Source organism: Streptomyces kunmingensis (genome assembly GCF_039533535.1).
In the GTDB taxonomy this organism is placed as follows: domain Bacteria; phylum Actinomycetota; class Actinomycetes; order Streptomycetales; family Streptomycetaceae; genus Streptomyces; species Streptomyces kunmingensis.
In genome coordinates, this window is the sequence record NZ_BAAATS010000002.1 from 177,681 (window position 1) to 192,471 (window position 14,791).

General features: G+C 67.6%; 11 protein-coding genes. 6 read left to right on the top strand and 5 right to left on the bottom strand.

The window, feature by feature from the left end:
- Positions 1-88: 88 nt before the first annotated feature.
- The 4 genes from fusA to ABD366_RS02885 all read right to left on the bottom strand — a co-directional run bounded on the left by fusA (position 89) and on the right by ABD366_RS02885 (position 3,923).
- The gene (fusA, locus tag ABD366_RS02870) at positions 89-2,215 is read right to left on the bottom strand and encodes an elongation factor G (protein ID WP_324772748.1); all 2,127 of its coding nucleotides are present in this window, start codon (positions 2,213-2,215) and stop codon (positions 89-91) included.
- Positions 2,216-2,254: 39 nt separating this feature from the next.
- Complete coding sequence (gene rpsG, locus ABD366_RS02875) at positions 2,255-2,725, bottom strand: 30S ribosomal protein S7 (protein WP_119286186.1); 471 nt, start codon at positions 2,723-2,725, stop codon at positions 2,255-2,257.
- A gap of 2 nt (positions 2,726-2,727) precedes the next feature.
- Positions 2,728-3,099, bottom strand: coding sequence for a 30S ribosomal protein S12 (gene rpsL, locus ABD366_RS02880; protein WP_003948652.1), 372 nt, complete (start codon positions 3,097-3,099; stop codon positions 2,728-2,730).
- A 281-nt stretch (positions 3,100-3,380) separates the two neighbouring features.
- Positions 3,381-3,923 carry a DUF1707 and DUF4190 domain-containing protein gene (locus ABD366_RS02885; protein WP_324772753.1) on the bottom strand — a complete coding sequence of 181 codons (543 nt, stop codon included), beginning with the start codon at positions 3,921-3,923 and terminating at the stop codon, positions 3,381-3,383.
- Between the two features lie 184 nt (positions 3,924-4,107).
- Between ABD366_RS02885 and ABD366_RS02890 the strand changes: the two genes are divergently transcribed.
- The 6 genes from ABD366_RS02890 to ABD366_RS02915 all read left to right on the top strand — a co-directional run bounded on the left by ABD366_RS02890 (position 4,108) and on the right by ABD366_RS02915 (position 10,781).
- Positions 4,108-4,824: a Crp/Fnr family transcriptional regulator gene (locus ABD366_RS02890; RefSeq protein ID WP_324772755.1), complete on the top strand. Its 717-nt coding sequence runs from the start codon at positions 4,108-4,110 to the stop codon at positions 4,822-4,824.
- A gap of 115 nt (positions 4,825-4,939) precedes the next feature.
- The gene (locus tag ABD366_RS02895) at positions 4,940-5,722 is read left to right on the top strand and encodes a hypothetical protein (protein WP_324772756.1); all 783 of its coding nucleotides are present in this window, start codon (positions 4,940-4,942) and stop codon (positions 5,720-5,722) included.
- Positions 5,719-8,019 (top strand): hypothetical protein, encoded by a 2,301-nt coding sequence (locus ABD366_RS02900; RefSeq protein ID WP_324772757.1) that lies wholly within the window; start codon positions 5,719-5,721, stop codon positions 8,017-8,019. Before ABD366_RS02895 ends, ABD366_RS02900 begins: the two co-directional genes overlap by 4 nt.
- Positions 8,012-9,205 carry a hypothetical protein gene (locus ABD366_RS02905; protein WP_324772759.1) on the top strand — a complete coding sequence of 398 codons (1,194 nt, stop codon included), beginning with the start codon at positions 8,012-8,014 and terminating at the stop codon, positions 9,203-9,205. Before ABD366_RS02900 ends, ABD366_RS02905 begins: the two co-directional genes overlap by 8 nt.
- Positions 9,202-9,732, top strand: a complete 531-nt coding sequence (locus ABD366_RS02910; protein WP_324772761.1) for a Pycsar system effector family protein — start codon at positions 9,202-9,204, stop codon at positions 9,730-9,732. Before ABD366_RS02905 ends, ABD366_RS02910 begins: the two co-directional genes overlap by 4 nt.
- Before the next feature lie 23 nt (positions 9,733-9,755).
- Entirely contained in the window at positions 9,756-10,781 is a 1,026-nt protein-coding gene (locus tag ABD366_RS02915) for a M48 family metalloprotease (protein WP_324772763.1), read from the top strand.
- A 75-nt stretch (positions 10,782-10,856) separates the two neighbouring features.
- Here ABD366_RS02915 and ABD366_RS02920 read toward each other — a convergent pair whose 3' ends face one another.
- Complete coding sequence (locus ABD366_RS02920) at positions 10,857-14,756, bottom strand: DNA-directed RNA polymerase subunit beta' (RefSeq protein ID WP_324772765.1); 3,900 nt, start codon at positions 14,754-14,756, stop codon at positions 10,857-10,859.
- Positions 14,757-14,791 lie beyond the last annotated feature (35 nt).

The window sequence follows — 14,791 nt, forward strand, 5'->3', positions numbered from 1 at the left end:
TTGCTGGGAAGCCAGCCGCCGGGGATCTTGCCTTATGGGGTCGAGCCCCGGCGGATGGTGTCAAGCCTAAAGCGTGAACTCGGGTGAGTTACTCGCCCTTGGCCTTCGCGATGATCTCCTCGGCGACGTTCCGCGGAACCTCGGCGTAGGAGTCGAACTGCATTGAGTAGCTTGCGCGACCCGACGTCTTGCTGCGGAGGTCTCCGACGTAGCCGAACATCTCCGAGAGGGGCACGAGGCCCTTCACGACGCGAGCGCCGCTGCGCTCCTCCATGGCCTGGATCTGGCCACGGCGGGAGTTGATGTCACCGATGACATCGCCCATGTAGTCCTCGGGCGTGGTGACCTCGACGGCCATCATCGGCTCGAGCAGCACGGGCTTCGCCTTCCGCGCGGCCTCCTTGAAGGCCTGCGAACCGGCGATCTTGAAGGCCAGCTCGGAGGAGTCGACCTCGTGGTAGGCACCGTCGAGAAGCGTGACGCGGACGCCCGTCATCTCGTAGCCGGCCAGGATGCCGAACTGCATGGCCTCCTGAGCACCGGCGTCCACCGACGGGATGTACTCCCGCGGGATACGGCCACCGGTGACCTTGTTCACGAACTCGTACGACGCCTCGCCGCCCTCGATGGGCTCGATCGCGATCTGCACCTTGGCGAACTGACCGGTACCACCGGTCTGCTTCTTGTGGGTGTAGTCCACGCGCTCGACGGCCTGACGGATCGTCTCGCGGTACGCGACCTGGGGCTTGCCGACGTTCGCCTCGACGCGGAACTCGCGCTTCATGCGGTCGACGAGCACCTCGAGGTGAAGCTCGCCCATACCACCGATGATGGTCTGGCCGGTCTCCTCGTCCGAGTGAACCTGGAAGGAGGGGTCCTCCTCCGAGAGACGCTGGATGGCGACACCCAGCTTCTCCTGGTCACCCTTGGACTTCGGCTCGATGGCGACCTGGATGACAGGCGCCGGGAAGTCCATGGACTCCAGGATGACCTGCTGCTTGTCGTCACAGAGCGTCTCGCCCGTGGTGGTCTGCTTCAGACCCATGACGGCGACGATGTCACCGGCGCCCACCGACTCGATCTCCTCACGCTTGTTCGCGTGCATACGGTAGATCTTGCCGATGCGCTCCTTCTTGCCCTTGACGGGGTTCAGCACCGCGGTGCCGGACTCCAGGCGGCCCGAGTAAACCCGGACGAAGGTGAGCTTGCCGAGGTGCGGGTCGCTCATGATCTTGAAGGCCAGAGCGGCCAGCGGCTCGTCGTCCGACGGCTTGCGCTTGACGACCAGCTCGGGGTCCTTCACGTCGTGGCCCTCGATGGCCTCGACGTCGAGCGGGGTCGGCAGGTAGCGCACGACGGCGTCGAGCAGGGGCTGAACGCCCTTGTTCTTGAACGCGGTGCCGCAGAACACGGGGGTGACGGTGGTGTCGCCGCCCTTGCCGGAGGCGATGGTGATGCGACGCACGGCGGCGTGCAGCTGCTCCACGGTGGGCTCGGTGCCCTCCAGGAACAGCTCCATCATCTCCTCGTCGTTCTCCGCGACGGCCTCGAGCAGCTTGCCGCGGTACTCCTCGGCAGCCTCGACGTGCGTGGCGGGGATGTCGACGATGTCGTAGGCCTCGCCCTTGGCGGCCTCGGCCGACCAGACGAACGCCTTCATCGTGACGAGGTCGACGACACCCTGGAAGTCGGCCTCGGCACCGATGGGCAGCTGCATGACCAGCGGGGTCGCACCGAGGCGGTCGACGATCATGTCGACGCAGCGGTGGAACTCGGCACCGGTACGGTCCAGCTTGTTGACGAAGCAGATGCGCGGCACGCCGTAACGGTCGGCCTGACGCCACACCGTCTCGGACTGCGGCTCAACGCCGGCGACACCGTCGAACACCGTCACGGCACCATCGAGGACACGCAGGGAGCGCTCCACCTCGACGGTGAAGTCGACGTGACCCGGGGTGTCGATGATGTTGATCGTGTAGTCGTCGTTCTCGAGCGGCCAGTGACAGGTGGTGGCAGCAGAGGTGATCGTGATGCCACGCTCCTGCTCCTGCTCCATCCAGTCCATCGTGGCAGCGCCGTCGTGGACCTCACCGATCTTGTACGAGACACCGGTGTAGAACAGGATCCGCTCGGTCGTCGTCGTCTTGCCCGCGTCGATGTGGGCCATGATCCCGATGTTGCGGACCTTGGCCAGGTCAAGTGAAGTGGTAGCCATAAGGCTTCAGTCTTCTCTCGGTCTCGATGTGGGTAGCGACTACCAGCGGTAGTGCGCGAAGGCCTTGTTGGACTCGGCCATCTTGTGCGTGTCCTCGCGCTTCTTGACGGCCGCACCGAGGCCGTTCGAGGCGTCGAGCAGCTCGTTCGTCAGACGCTCGGTCATCGTCTTCTCGCGACGGGCACGCGAGTAGCCGACGAGCCAGCGGAGCGCGAGGGTGTTGGCGCGACCGGGCTTGACCTCGATCGGCACCTGGTAGGTGGCGCCACCGACACGGCGGGACTTGACCTCGAGGGTCGGCTTGATGTTCTCCAGCGCGCGCTTCAGCGTGATGACCGGGTCGTTGCCCGACTTCTCGCGCAGGCCCTCCATGGCGCCGTACACGATGCGCTCGGCGGTGGAGCGCTTGCCGTTCAGCAGCACCTTGTTGATGAGGGAGGTCACCAGAGGAGAACCGTAGACCGGGTCGATGATGACCGGGCGCTTCGGGGCGGGGCCCTTACGAGGCATTCTTACTTCTCCTTCTTGGCGCCGTAGCGGCTGCGGGCCTGCTTGCGGTTCTTGACACCCTGGGTGTCGAGGGAGCCGCGGATGATCTTGTAACGAACACCAGGCAGGTCCTTCACACGGCCACCACGCACGAGCACGATGGAGTGCTCCTGCAGGTTGTGTCCCTCACCCGGGATGTAGGCCGTGACCTCGATGCCGGAGGTCAGACGCACACGCGCGACCTTCCGGAGGGCCGAGTTCGGCTTCTTCGGGGTGGTCGTGAACACACGCGTGCAGACGCCACGGCGCTGGGGCGAACCCTCGAGCGCGGGCGTCTTGTTCTTCTCGACCTTGTCCTGCCGGCCCTTCCGGACCAGCTGCTGGATCGTAGGCACTACTTCTCCGGTTTCTGTGTGCCGATCGTGAAACTAACCTGGAACATCGCCGACCCACGCGGTCGGGTGTGTCGAATACTGCAGACCCCCGCACGGAGGCGGGAAGGCGGCAGATTGCGGTGACCTTGATCTAAACCTTGACCGGCAAAGATCGGGACTCGCCGTGCGGCTGAAGACACGCACACGAGCCCAGGCACACCCCAGGCACAAGGTCTGAGCGTACCTATCTCATACGCTGTGGTCAAAACAAAACCCCACAGCCAGGACACGCCGGGCGCAGCTCAGGCCCCGGAACCGGCCGCCACGATCACGAACGTGAGGAACAGCACCCAGCCCACGACCGAGAGCCACCCGAGCACGAGCCCGCCCACGGCCATCCCGTCGCCCTGCTCCCCGCTCCGCCTGATCTCGCCGCGGGCCATATGTCCCAGGATCACCGCGGGGATTCCGGTCAGCCCCGCCGAGAAGAACGTCGACACCCCGCAGACGAGCGCCCCGATGGCCTTCCCGTTCGTCGGCACAGGCAGCGGCGGCGCCGGCAGGAACGTCCGCGGCACAGGCGCCATCATCATCTGCTGCTGCTGCGGTACGGGCCCCTGCGGCAGATCCGCGACCAGCACGCTCAGCTCGCCCACGGTACGCGCCTGATAGGCCCGCTCCACCCGGTTCTCGTACTCCCCCTGCGGCAGCCGCCCCTCGGCGAAACCGGCCCGCAGCACATCGACCGCCCGCTCCCGGTCGGCGTGCGCCGCCAGCATCGACGGCTGCTGCCCCTGACCGTGCTGCGGCGGCCAGGGCGCCGGCTGCCACGAAGAATTCGACACGAGACCACTCCCCCGGGACCCGGACTGCTTGAGTCTGCTGTCCTCAATAATGCTCCAACGCCGATTATCCGCCACTGGTTCCCAGGCCACAGCTACTACGGCTGGTTGTCGCCAGTTCTTCGACGGCGCCCTCGCGTACGTTGATTCGTTGCAGGTTCAACACGGCAGATCACGGGGGCGGTGAATGGCGGCGGGGCGCACACGCGCGTGGGACGACGACGGCTTCGACGACGGTGTCCCCTTCCTCGCCCGGCTCGAAAAAGAGGACCGCGCGGCTCTCCTGGCCGTCGGACGCCACCTGCGCTACCCGGCTCGCAGAGTGCTCATGCACCAGGAGGAGCCGTCCACCCATGTCCTGCTCCTGCTGCACGGCTGGACCAAGGTGACAGCCGTCGCGGCGAACGGCTACGAAGCCCTGCTCGCACTGCGCGGCCCCGGCGACATCATCGGCGAGGGCGCGGCCCTGAGCGGCCGCCACCGCTCGGCGACCGTGACGACGCTGGAACCCGTCGAAGCAGTGGTGATGGACGAGACACGCTTCACCGCGTTCCTGGCCGGCAGCCCTCGCGTCGCCATGGGACTGCTGAGCCTGACCACGGACCGGCAGCGCGCCACCGATCGCCGCCGACTGGAATGGGCGGCGCTGACCGTGCGTGAACGGCTGGCCGTGCTCCTGCTGGAACTGGTCCGCACCCACGGCCATCACACCCCCGACGGCATCGAGCTCACCGTCGGGCTCAGCCAGCAGGAGTTCGCCGGCTCCGTAGGCTCCTCCCGCGAGGCGGTGGCCCGGCTCCTGAAGGAACTACGGGACAGACAGGTCGTGGTCACGCAGCGCCGCCGCATCGTGGTGCTGCGCCCCGACGTGCTGCGCCGCATCGTCGGCGAACCGTCCACCTGACCTCTGCTTCCGTTCTGTGCACGCGGTCACACTTCGTCCGTGTCATCGGTCCTCCGAAACGCCGCTTCGGCCCGCCATTGTGCTGGTCAACGACGGCGACTCCGAGAGGCGGACCATGACCGGCCCCGTGAACCGCACCATCCTCCTGTTCGACATCGAGCAGTTCGGCACCCGCGACGACGTGGAGCAGGCCTTTCTGCGGCGGCTCCTCTACGAGGTCGTGGACGCCACCCTGCTCGCCGCCGGTATCGACGAGACCGCCCGGCTGCGGGCGGACCGCGGCGACTCCGTCATGGAACTCATCGACGCGCAAGCCTCCGTTCCCACCCTGGTCAAAACACTGCTGTCCGAGACACCCGCCCACCTCCACAGCAAGAACCGCATGATGGCCAGCAGTGCGCAGATGCGGCTGCGCATCGTGCTCTCCTCCGGCTACGTAGCCGTCGACGGACTGGACGGATGGGTCGGCTCGGACCTCAACCACGCGGTACGCCTTCTCGACGCCGACCCTCTGCGCAACGCTCTCAAGCAACGCCAGGACGACAGCGTCCTGTGCGTGTCCGACGGGATCTACCAGGGCGTGGTGCGGCACGGGCCACTGGGTGTACGCCCCTCCGACTTCCACCGCATCACCGTGGAGACGAAGGAGGGGCCGACGGTGGCCTGGCTGCTCGGAAAGCCCGACGCCCTGGATTCCGCGGCAACGGACAGCGTCGGGTCTTCCCCCTCCCCGCAGCCACGAGCCGAGTCCCGCGGCCCCGGGCCCGCCGATTTCAGCGGCGCCTCCTTCGGCGGCAGCTACGTGGCCGGCGACCAGCACGGCGTGTCCGGACAGGGGATGGTCCTCGGCAACGTCCAGCTCGGTGGCCGGAGCACGGGGCGGAGCGAAGACGCATGAGCGCGAGCGCCGCAGGACCCCAGCCGGCCGCGCCCGGCTCACCTCCCCCGCAGCAAGCCGGCGACAAGGAAGGACCGGCTCAGGCGGGCGGGGCTCAGACCGGACCCGAGGGCGTCGAGCCCGAGGAGAGCGAGGAACAGGATCGGCCGCAGGACACCTGGTCCGCCCGCCGGGACCTGGTGGACCACAGTCCGAAGGCCATGGGCGTGGGCGCCAACGCCCGCTTCGGCGGCAGCCTGGTCGGCGGGGATCAGCACGGCGTGAGCGGCGGCTCGGTCGCCGGCGACGTGATCATGGGCAGCAAGACGGAGGTCTACCACTTCGGCTTCGGCATCTCCGCGGCTGGTCACAGCTCCGGCGAGGTCCCGCAGTCGACGCTGGAACGGATCGCCCCGTACTTCGTCACCGACGAGAGCGTCTTCCAGGGGTTGGCCGCACGGCTCCTCGAAGAGCGGGTCCTCGTTCTCTCGGGTCCGCACTTCACCGGCCGGCGCACCGCTGCGCTCATGCTGCTGCACCGTCTGCAGGCGTCTCCTGTCCGTTCCCTGGTCCGCGACACCAGCCCGACGAAACTGGTCGATCAGCTGAGCGACGACCAGTTCCGGGCCAAGGGATACGTCTTGTGCGATCTGACCACCCGCCGTGACACGCCGCTGCGCGAACCGCACCTCCTGGCCGCGCGCGACCGACTGACCAGGGATGACGCTTTCCTGGTCATCACTGTCGGCCCCAATGCCGTCCTGGAAGACATCACCCCCGTCCCCTGGACCCCGCCGGCGCCGGGCGAGGTACTGGCAGCACATCTGCGTGCACTGACTGACGAAGTCACAGTGCAGAGGCTGCTGGCGCTCCCCTCTGTGTCGGAGTTCCTCGCCCGCGAGCACCAGTTACGTGAGGTGGGGACCTTCGCGAAGGCCCTCAAGCGGTATGCCGACGGGGACACCGACGGGATAGCCATCGAGCGCTTTTCGCTCGCCAGCCTCGAGAGCCAGGTGCAGGAGTGGTTCGAGGAGGACGAGGAACGCGTCCCTCTGCGGGACAAGGCGTTCCTCGTCGCTCTGGCAGCTTTCGACGGAGGCCCGTACGCCCTCACCGCGGAGCTGAGCGATCTGCTCTACGCCTTTCTCCAGGAAACGGAGAACGACGCGCTGCGCCCGCAAGTGCCCGTCTTCGGGACACACATCGGCAAACGGCTCCAGCTCGCACGCGCCAGGCCGTACCACGAGGAGGAGAACACCGAGTGGGGACCGGTCCTCCAGTCCAAAGCGGCGTTCCGCGACGAGCGAGCCTCCCTCGTCCTGCTGCGTGAGGTGTGGACCGGTCACCCCTCGGCCCGACCCGCGCTCGTCCGGTGGCTCCGCCGGCTCGCCGACGACGGACGACCGCTGGTCCGTACGCGGGCCGCCTCGACCGTCGCCGTCCTCACCTACGCGGACCTGCCCTCGACCATGGCCCTGGTCATAGAGCCCTGGGCCGTGTCCCACCTCTTCCGCCACCGCCTGGTGGCTGTGAACGCGCTGACGCTCGCGCACCTCCTGGACGCCCCGAACATCCCCCGCATCCTCGACGCCTGGTGCGCGAACACCGAGGAGCAGGGAATGCGCTGGGTCGCCATCCGCGCGTACGGCCTGATCGGAGCGGAACGACCGCAGCAGACGCTGGCCGCTCTGCGCCGGGCCGTCCGACAGGAGTACCAGGAGGCCGGCATCGACAACGAGGAGGACCAGGAGCCCGACCACGTCATGCTCGAAGAGCTGGCCCAGTCCGTGGAGATGCTCCTGCTCTCACCGGTCCGCGAAGAGGTCCTCTCGGAACTTCTGGCGCGGATCGAGGACGACCGGCCGGCCCACGACCTCGCCATCGGCGGCTTCCTCAGCGCGTGCAGGCGCACCGAGGACGACCAGAGCTACGGCCGCCCCATCCTCCTCGACTGGTATGCCGCCTCGGCGGAGCACAGCAGGCAGACCGCGGCCGAGATGTCCGAGCTCTGGCGCGCGGCGCTCGCTGACCGCAGGCACACCCGGGAGGCGCTCAAGGTGCTCAGCTCATGGGTCCACAGCGCGGACCGCGATCCCTCCACCGAGCGGGCCCTCGCGTCTCTTCTCCCGACGCTGGCCACCTCCTCCACGGAACATCAGCGCCTCAGCCATCTGCTGCGCACCCTGCGTGGCGAGGACGGAGCTCCTCCCCCGGCTGCGGCGGCCCGGCTGCGGACCGCTCTGCAACAGCCCGCCCGGCCGGCCGGATCACCCGTGCTCACCCCACCGAACAGCCGAGGAGGCACCCGCCATGGCTGATCTCCGCCGAACGCCTGACTGGCAGCAACCGGCCGGCCGGCACACACCCCTGATCGACCCCGTCCTCACCGTGCGCCAGCTCGCCCGCTTCGGATTCGCCCGCAAGGCGCTGACCCGGATCGACCACGCCCTTGTCTTCTCCACACGCAGGGGTGGATACGAGGCCTACCTTCCGCCCCTGCGACCCACCCGCGGCGAAGCGGCCACGAAGCGCTTCACCTCGGTCTACGAGGTCGACATGGGAGTGCACCCCCTACAGGCATCCGTCTCCCTGCCGAGCGACAACGACGCCTTCGAATTCACCGCCGCCGTCGACCTGTCCTGGCAGGTCACCGACCCCGCCGCCTTCGTACGCAGCGGCCATCGCGACGTACCCACCCTTCTCCTCGGCGAGATCCAACAGGCCGCACGGTCCCTCACCCGCCGCTTCGTCATCGACGACAGCGCCGGCGCCGAGGCCGCGCTGCTCCGGGCCCTGACCGGCCCGGGCCGCGTGGAACTCGGCACGGCCGTGGGCCTGAAAGTCGTCTGGACCATGCGGCTGCGGCGCGATCAGCAGGACATCGAGCACGAGCAGCGCCTGCAGTCCATCGACCATGCCTCCGCAGAACAGATACGCGCGGAACAGCTCGGCATGCACTACGACGTCGCGCTCGACCGCCGTACCCGGCAGCAGGACGAGCTACAGCTGGGAAGGGTCAAGGAGTACGAGCGGCTGGAGCACGAGATCGCGATCCGGCGCACCCACCACGAGACCGAGCTGCGACACCTCGCGGCCGAGAAGATCGCGCTCTACCAGAAGTACCTGGAACAGGGCGGAGTCGTGATGTGGGCCATGCACCTCGCGGCTCACCCCGAGGACACACACCTCGTCATCAACAACATGCGCGAGGACCAACTACGCCTGGTACAGGCCCAGAGCGAGCTGGCGCAGAGGCTACTGAGTGAGGGAAACGCCGAGGACTACGAACTGGAAGGGCCCAAGAAGCTGGCCCTGAACCATGTCTTCGAAGTCTTCAACCAGCGTCTCTCGGGGGTCCCCGACGGAGCGCCCCCCATGGCCGCGCCGCTGACCGTCACCCCGGCGGCCGCCGAACAGGAACCGGCCCCGGCGCAGGAACCGGCGCACACCTTCCAGGACTGGCAGCCCCCGCACGGCGACGGCCGGAAGAGCGCGGACGCATGAGCGCCATCAGCCCTGGAACACCCGCACCGCTGCCCCCGCCCGGAGTCCGGGCCGCAGAGCGGCTGCTCGCAGAGCTCCGCACCGAGATCGCTCGCGCGGACGCCAAGGCGGCGGTGGCCGTGGCCGCCCTGGGCGTGGCAGCCGGCGTCCTCGGCGGCCTGTTGGCCGGGCAGGACTGGAGGCCGGCGTCGCTGTCCCCGCTCGGTGCCACGACATGGTGGTCCGGCGTCACCGGCCTGATCGTCACGCTGCTCGCCCTGCTCATGGCCGTAGTACCGCGGCGGGGCAGGACCAGATGGGCCCACGGCGCACCCCTGTCGTACTTCGGTGACGTCCAGCAGGCCGCACGGAGCGGTCACTTGGCGCAGGCGCTGGCCGAGACGGAACGCGTCCCGGCGACAGGTGCGCTCATCGCGCTGACCGAGACCAGCCGCATCGCCGCACGCAAGCACCAGTGGATTCGCGTCGGGCTGACCGCTCTCGGTGCCTCCGTGGTCCTCCTCACCACTCCCTTGCTCATCGGCTGACGCCCCACATCTGGAGAACGGCCATGCCCCGACCGACCGACGACGCAGACATCCCCGAGGAACCGACATCCGCCCGAACACCCCGGCCCGGGTCCGACGACGACCTCGACTACCGGCACCGGACCGGCCGCCTGCACTTCTCCGCGCACTCACGTGGACTCGACGCGACCGCCCTGGGCCATCTCGTACTGCGCCTCCCCGGCGCTGTCATGAGCCTCTTGGTGGTACTGGTGGTCTCCAGCGGTCTGGATGCCTGGCTGGGCATCCCGCTCTGGGTACCGCCCCTGGTCTGGTTCGCCTCAGGGGCGTTGGTCTTTCACCGTCCCACCGAGGACTTCCTGGCACGCCATCTGCTGCATCTGCACCGTCCCCTCCCAGCCGAACACAAGCGCCTCGCTCCGGTCTGGGCCGAGGTGACCGCGCGCGCGGGCATCGACAGTCGGACGTACGAGCTGTGGATCGAGGACAGCGAGGACCTGAACGCGTACGCCGCCGCGGGGCACATCGTCGGCGTCACCCGGTTCGCGCTGGACCATCTGCCGACCTCACAACTGGCCGCCGTACTCGCCCACGAACTCGGGCACCACACCGGGGGCCACGTCTGGTCCACGTTGCTGGGCGAGTGGTACGCGCTGCCGGGCCGACTGACCTGGCGAGCGATCCGGTACCTGCTGACGCTCGCCATCATCTGGTCACAGCGCCGGTCCTGGTCCGCCACCGCCCTGCTGCTCGCCGTGATCGGGCTCGTCACCTTCACGACGGTGGAGCGGCTCTACGGCCTGCCGCTCCTGCTGTTGGCCACGCCTTACCTCACTGCGGCCATGGGGCGCAGAGCGGAACTACGTGCGGACCAGCACGCCGCCGGACTCGGCTTCGCACAGGACCTCGCGGTCGTCCTAGAGAGGGCCCACCAGGAAGGGCGCACAACAGGGCACGCCACTCTGGCAGCAGCCGGCGGCGGGCCCGCGGGGCCGGGGTTACTGGCACGCCTGCTCGATACACACCCGGACTACCCGACACGGCTGCACCGGCTCAAGCCGTATCTGTGACCACCGGAAACGCCGCAGGGCGGCCACCCCGGAATTACCCGGGGTGGCCGCCCTGCGGTTCAAGCAACAGCTCGCCTACTGGTTGTACGGACCGTAGTCGTAGTCCTCCAGCGGAACGGCCTGGCCGGAGCCCGTGCCGAACGGCGAGTAGTCGATGTCGTCGTAGCCGACGGCCGAGTACATCGCGGCCTTGGCCTCCTCGGTGGGCTCCACCCGGATGTTGCGGTAGCGGGACAGACCCGTACCGGCCGGGATGAGCTTACCGATGATGACGTTCTCCTTGAGGCCGATGAGGCTGTCGGACTTGGCGTTGATCGCCGCATCCGTCAGGACTCGGGTCGTCTCCTGGAAGGAGGCGGCCGACAGCCAGGATTCCGTCGCCAGCGAGGCCTTGGTGATACCCATCAGCTGCGGGCGGCCGGAGGCGGGGTGACCGCCCTCGGTGACCACACGACGGTTCTCGGTCTCGAACTTCGAGCGCTCGACGAGCTCGCCCGGCAGCAGCTCCGCGTCGCCGGACTCGATGATCGTCACACGGCGCAGCATCTGCCGGATGATGATCTCGATGTGCTTGTCGTGGATCGACACACCCTGCGAGTTGTAGACCTTCTGGACCTCGCCGACCAGGTGGACCTGGACGGCACGCTGGCCCAGAATGCGCAGCACGTCGTGCGGGTTGGTGGCACCCACGGTGAGCTTCTGGCCCACCTCGACGTGGTCGCCCTCGCCCACCAGCAGACGGGCACGCTTGGAGATCGGGAACGGGATCTCGTCGCTGCCGTCGTCGGGGGTGACGACGAGCTTCTTGGTCTTCTCGGTCTCCTCGATGCGGACGCGGCCCGCGGACTCGGAGATCGGGGCGACACCCTTCGGCGTACGAGCCTCGAAGAGCTCGACGACACGGGGCAGACCCTGGGTGATGTCGTCACCGGCCACACCACCGGTGTGGAAGGTACGCATCGTCAGCTGGGTACCGGGCTCACCGATGGACTGGGCGGCGATGATGCCGACCGCCTCACCGATGTCGACCAGCTTGCCGGTGGCCAGCGAGCGGCCGTAGCAGTAGGCACAGGTACCGACGGCGGACTCGCAGGTCAGGACCGAGCGGGTCTTGACCTCCTCGACGCCGTGCAGGACCAGCTGGTCGATGAGCACGTCACCGAGGTCGACGTTGGCCGGCGCGATGACCTTGCCGTCCACGACGATGTCCTCGGCCAGCATGCGGGCGTAGACGCTCGTCTCGACGTCGTCCGTCTTGCGCAGGATGCCATCGGCACCGCGCTCGGCGATCTTGAGGCGCAGACCACGGTCGGTGCCGCAGTCCTCCTCGCGAATGATGACGTCCTGCGAGACGTCGACCAGACGACGGGTGAGGTAACCCGAGTCGGCCGTACGAAGCGCCGTGTCCGCCAGACCCTTACGAGCACCGTGGGTCGAGATGAAGTACTCGAGCACCGACAGGCCTTCACGGAAGGAGGCCTTGATGGGGCGCGGGATCGTCTCGTTCTTGGCGTTCGACACCAGACCACGCATACCGGCGATCTGACGCATCTGCATCATGTTTCCTCGGGCACCCGAGTCAACCATCATGAAGATGGGGTTGGTCTTCGGGAAGTTCGCGTTCATCGCCTCGGCAACCTCGTTGGTCGCCTTGGTCCAGATCGCGATGAGCTCCTGAGTGCGCTCTTCCTTCGTGATGAGACCGCGCTCGTACTGCTTCTGGACCTTCTCGTCCTGGGCCTCGTAACCCTTGACGATCTCGACCTTCGCCTCAGGGACGACGATGTCGGAGATGGCCACGGTGACGCCGGAACGGGTCGCCCAGAAGAAGCCGGACGCCTTCAGGTTGTCGAGCGTCGCCGCCACGATGACCTTGGGGTAGCGCTCGGCCAGGTCGTTGACGATCTCGGAGAGCTGCTTCTTGCCCACCGAGTAGTCGACGAACGGGTAGTCCTCGGGCAGCAGCTCGTTGAAGAGCGCGCGGCCCAGGGTCGTACGCAGCCGGAAGCTGTCGCCCGCCTGGTACTCGGGCTCGCCCTCCTCGGCAGCCGGCGGGGTCCAGCCGCGCGGCGGCATGGTGCCCACCGGGAAGCGGATGTCGACCTGCGACTGCAGCGCCAGCTCACCGGCGTCGAACGCCATGATCGCCTCGGCGACGGAGCCGAACGCGCGGCCCTCACCCTTGACGTCACGGAGCTCACCGTCGGTGGTGAGGAAGAACAGACCGAGGACCATGTCCTGGGTCGGCATCGTCACCGGACGGCCGTCGGCGGGCTTGAGGATGTTGTTCGAGGACAGCATCAGGATGCGGGCCTCGGCCTGCGCCTCCGCGGAGAGCGGCAGGTGCACGGCCATCTGGTCACCGTCGAAGTCCGCGTTGAACGCGGTGCAGACGAGCGGGTGGATCTGGATGGCCTTGCCCTCGACCAGCTGCGGCTCGAAGGCCTGGATGCCGAGGCGGTGCAGCGTCGGCGCACGGTTCAGCAGAACCGGGTGCTCGGCGATGACCTCTTCGAGAACGTCGTACACGACCGTGCGGCCGCGCTCGACCATCCGCTTGGCGCTCTTGATGTTCTGCGCGTGGTTCAGGTCGACCAGGCGCTTCATCACGAACGGCTTGAAGAGCTCCAGCGCCATGGCCTTCGGCAGACCACACTGGTGCAGCTTCAGCTGCGGACCGACGACGATCACGGAACGCGCGGAGTAGTCCACACGCTTACCGAGAAGGTTCTGACGGAAACGACCCTGCTTGCCCTTGAGCATGTCGCTCAGGGACTTCAGCGGGCGGTTACCGGGACCGGTGACCGGGCGACCACGACGACCGTTGTCGAAGAGGGCGTCCACGGCCTCCTGGAGCATGCGCTTCTCGTTGTTCACGATGATCTCGGGAGCACCGAGGTCGAGAAGCCGCTTCAGGCGGTTGTTGCGGTTGATCACACGGCGGTACAGGTCGTTCAGGTCGGAGGTCGCGAAGCGGCCACCGTCCAGCTGCACCATCGGACGCAGGTCCGGCGGGATGACCGGCACGCAGTCGAGCACCATGCCCTTGGGGCTGTTGCTGGTCTGCAGGAACGCGGAGACGACCTTGAGGCGCTTGAGCGCACGGGTCTTCTTCTGGCCCTTGCCGGTCCGGATGATCTCGCGGAGGCGCTCGGCCTCCTCGTCGAGGTCGAAAGACTCCAGGCGCTTCTGCAGCGCCGCGGCACCCATCGAACCGTCGAAGTACGTGCCGAAACGGTCACGCAGCTCGCGGTAGAGCAGCTCGTCGCCCTCGAGGTCCTGGACCTTGAGGTTCTTGAAGCGCGACCAGACCTCGTCCAGACGGTCGATCTCGCGCTGCGCACGGTCACGCAGCTGCTTCATCTCGCGCTCGGCACCTTCGCGCACCTTGCGGCGCACATCGGCCTTGGCACCCTCGGCCTCGAGCTCGGCCAGGTCGGTCTCGAGCTTCTTGGCGCGGGCCTCCAGGTCGGAGTCGCGACGGTTCTCGACCTGCTGACGCTCGACCTGGACGTGCGCCTCGAGGGAGGGCAGGTCGCGGGTACGGCGCTCCTCGTCCACGTACGTGATCATGTACGCGGCGAAGTAGATGACCTTCTCGAGGTCCTTCGGGGCGAGGTCGAGCAGGTAGCCCAGACGCGACGGAACGCCCTTGAAGTACCAGATGTGCGTGACGGGAGCGGCGAGCTCGATGTGGCCCATCCGCTCACGGCGCACCTTGGCGCGGGTGACCTCGACGCCACAGCGCTCGCAGATGATGCCCTTGAATCGGACACGCTTGTACTTGCCGCAGTAGCACTCCCAGTCCCGGGTCGGACCGAAGATCTTCTCGCAGAAGAGCCCGTCCTTTTCCGGCTTGAGCGTGCGGTAGTTGATGGTCTCGGGCTTCTTGACCTCGCCGTGGCTCCACTGACGGATGTCGTCAGCGGTGGCCAGACCGATCCGGAGCTCATCGAAGAAGTTGACGTCGAGCACTATGCGTCAATCCCTCTCAGGGTTGTAAGTCTGTG